The 3,186-nt window shown below is 36.8% G+C and carries 3 protein-coding genes; all 3 read left to right on the forward strand.

From position 1 onward, the window contains the following. Nucleotides 1-153: 153 nt before the first annotated feature. The 3 genes from A7D23_RS08520 (at nucleotide 154) to A7D23_RS08530 (ending at nucleotide 3,051) form a co-directional block, all read left to right on the forward strand. Nucleotides 154-783: a hypothetical protein gene (locus tag A7D23_RS08520; protein ID WP_141690657.1), complete on the forward strand. Its 630-nt coding sequence runs from the start codon at nucleotides 154-156 to the stop codon at nucleotides 781-783. 92 nt (nucleotides 784-875) lie between these two features. Next, nucleotides 876-2,252: a DDE-type integrase/transposase/recombinase gene (locus tag A7D23_RS08525; RefSeq protein ID WP_068883560.1), complete on the forward strand. Its 1,377-nt coding sequence runs from the start codon at nucleotides 876-878 to the stop codon at nucleotides 2,250-2,252. A gap of 1 nt (nucleotide 2,253) precedes the next feature. Beyond that, nucleotides 2,254-3,051, forward strand: coding sequence for an AAA family ATPase (locus A7D23_RS08530; protein ID WP_068883562.1), 798 nt, complete (start codon nucleotides 2,254-2,256; stop codon nucleotides 3,049-3,051). The last annotated feature ends 135 nt before the right edge of the window (nucleotides 3,052-3,186 follow it).

The raw sequence follows: 3,186 nt of genomic DNA on the forward strand, positions 1-3,186 counted from the left end.
TGTTTTTAGCAATGATAAAGTACCGAAAGGTACTATTTTTTTCTCACAATGCCCTTCCGCCGGAACTGGAAATAGTGTAGGATAAAAAGTAAGAGCACCCTCAATATGTCCTGGTTGACATAAATATGAATGAGAGTGCTCCACCTAAGCAAGATGATAATATTATATTTATTCAAGGATGTCAACAGCTATTCTGAAAATATCCATAAATATAAGTATAGATTAGAGTATCTGAGGTTAAAGTGTCCTAAGTGTGGATGTATATTATGTTATTGGGGTTCTTATGAAGTAAATTATGTTGATGATGACTGTGAAAGAAAGCTTCTAATACTCAGAGGAATGTGTAAAAAGTGCGAACAGTCCCACTCAATAAAACCATGGTTCTTACCGGGGAAACATCAATATGCATTACCTTGCAGAGAAGCAGCTGTGCTGGCGCACAGGAACGAGAAGGTAGGACTAAGACGAGCTTTGCGAGCAGGATTTAAGAAGAAAGAAGTGTCCTTAATGAATCTCAAGTACTGGATAGAGACTACAGCTAGGAAGTGCAGCATTTTAATATCTAAGATACTTGCAATAGTACAGAAACACTTCGGAAATGAAGATACCATATCCACTTACGTTAGAGAGATAAAAAGAAATGATAACTTTGAGTCAATTTACAGGCTAAGCAAGTGGTACATAGAATTAATTACCGGTAAAGCTGTTTCTGATTGTGCCGAAAGCTGGTTTAATATAATTAATACAATAAGCAACATAGAATGTACCGGGTTGTATCTTTGAACAAAATCCACATAAATTCGTAACTTTTCCTGTAAAAGGCTATGGCCTAAACTAAAATCAAAGGTTTTTACAAGAAAAAGGAGGACAAAGTTATGGATGATAACAAGAAAATGGAAATTGCACTGTTCCGGTACGGCTTAATCTTTGATCTTGTTAACGACAATTTGAGTAAAGAAGAAAAAACTGCTCATCGCAGGAAAATAATATCATCAGAGCATAAAATTCCCTACTCAACTCGTACCCGGATTGATGAAAGAACACTAAGAAAGTATTGTCAAATGTATCGTGAGGGTGGCTTTGAAGGATTGATGCCAGGATTTAGAGCAGATAAGGACAAAGTTAAGGCTGTTACTGAAGAAAACCTTATTAAGGCGATTCAATATAAGAAGGAAGTACCGGAGCGCAGCGTAAGGCAAATCATTCAAATAATGGAGCTTGAGGGTGTGATAAAAACGGGTGAAATAAAGCAATCAACCCTTTCCAGGTTAATAAAAAAGTACTCTGAAGTTTATGAGTCAGAGATAGTAACTAACAATAAAGTATTCAGGCGCTATACCATGGAAAGAGTTAATCAAACCTGGCAGAGTGATGTTAAATACAGCGTTTATCTTCCGGATCCTAATAACCCGGATCGGATGATTCGGACATACCTAATTGCATTTATTGATGACAAGAGCAGGTACATAACACATGCCCAATTCTACTTTTCTGAAAGCAGCGAATGCCTTGAAGACTGCTTTAAGAAGGCTCTTCTCAAATGTGGAGTGCCGGAACGCTGCTATATGGATAACGGTAAGATATATACAAGCAAGAGGCTGGACGCCATTTGTGCTCAGCTTGGGAGTAAAGTAATTCATTGTGCTCCATATTCGCCCGAGGGAAAGGGAAAAATTGAAAAATTCTTCTGGTACGTTGATAAATCCTTTGAACCTGAAGTGAGAGTATCTAAGGTTAAGACTATAGATGAGTTAAATGTGCTATTTGCAGCGTGGTTAAATAAAAATTATCATGAGAAAATACATTCCGAAATTGAAAAGACTCCAAACGAAGCTTTTGCAGAAGGAGATGGGTATAGAAAATTCATTGCTCCGGAGGAGATTTATAGAATCTTTCTATACAAAGAGGAAAGAAAAGCTAATAAGACAGCTGTTATTAGTGTTTGTGGCAACCAGTATGAAATTGATCCAAGACTTGCACGAAAAACAATTCAAGTAAAATATCATCCTTCAGACCTGACAAAAATTGAAGTATACTACCAAGGTGATAAGTTTGCTGACGCAAAGCCTTTTCAAATAACATTTAAAACCTATGATGAGTATAAATCCGGTGTAGTTGCATCACCACCAGTTATTGTTGAAGGTCAACTGAGCTATTTGGACTTGCTAAAACAAAAACAAGAGCAGGACCTTGTAGACAAGAAAAATAGAATGAGTTTCACTAAACTCTATGGTAAGGAAGGGAGGGCTTAGGATGTATGAATCATACTATGGTTTCAAAAAGACTCCCTTTATGCGAAGCATAGATACTAAAGAGCTCTACCAGCATCAAGACTTTGTAGAAGTCAAACACAGACTTAAATATGCCATGGAGAAAAGAACCTTCGCGGTAATAACCGGCCCTGTCGGTGCCGGCAAAACGACAGTTTTAAGGTGTATTCGTGAAGAGCTAAATAACAATATTTACACTTATATATACATATCCCAATCAGCCCTTACTCCAAAGATATTCTACAATGAGATACTGAAACAACTGAATTTAAACACTGTCTACGCTAAGCCGGAGGCAAAGCTTATGGTGAATAAAGCAGTCCTGTCCATGTTTAATGCAAATAAGATTCCAGTCATTGTAGTGGATGAAGCACATCTTCTAAGTGATGCTATGCTTGAAGAAATAAGATTTCTTATAAATTTCGATATGGATTCAATGTCTCCACTAAGTTTGATACTAGTAGGCCAGCCGGAACTTAGACAAAGACTTAAGTTAAGAACCCTGGAAGCTATTGCTCAAAGAGTTATGGTAAATTATCACCTTGACGGACTAAACAGGCCTGGTACAGAGGACTACATACTAACTCATCTTAAAGTTGCAGGTTTAGGAACACCATTGTTTACTGATGAAGCTATCAATGAGATATTTCAGTATACTGCAGGGATACCTAGAAAAATAAACAATCTTTGTGAGAAATGCTTGTTGGAAGGATATATTCATGAGAAAAAACTTATTGATGATATTTTAGTAAAGAGAGTTATAAAGAACGAGTTTGAATAATATCTATGCTGCCGTTTAGGCAGCATTTTTTAAAAATAAAATTCTGCTAGCGCTTCCAACTTCTCTGTAACAATTGGAAATTCTAACGGAATGATATCGTGGAAAAATTCCGGCACAGTAGTGTGAGAAACAACA

This window comes from Dehalobacter sp. TeCB1, from assembly GCF_001707455.1.
Taxonomy (GTDB): domain Bacteria; phylum Bacillota; class Desulfitobacteriia; order Desulfitobacteriales; family Syntrophobotulaceae; genus Dehalobacter; species Dehalobacter restrictus.

What these genes read in the sequence shown, in the direction of transcription:
- A7D23_RS08520 (WP_141690657.1), top strand. Translation starts at nt 154, where the DNA reads ATGATAATATTATATTTATTCAAGGATGTCAACAGCTATTCTGAAAAT.
- A7D23_RS08530 (WP_068883562.1), top strand. Translation starts at nt 2,254, where the DNA reads ATGTATGAATCATACTATGGTTTCAAAAAGACTCCCTTTATGCGAAGC.
- A7D23_RS08525 (WP_068883560.1), top strand. Translation starts at nt 876, where the DNA reads ATGGATGATAACAAGAAAATGGAAATTGCACTGTTCCGGTACGGCTTA.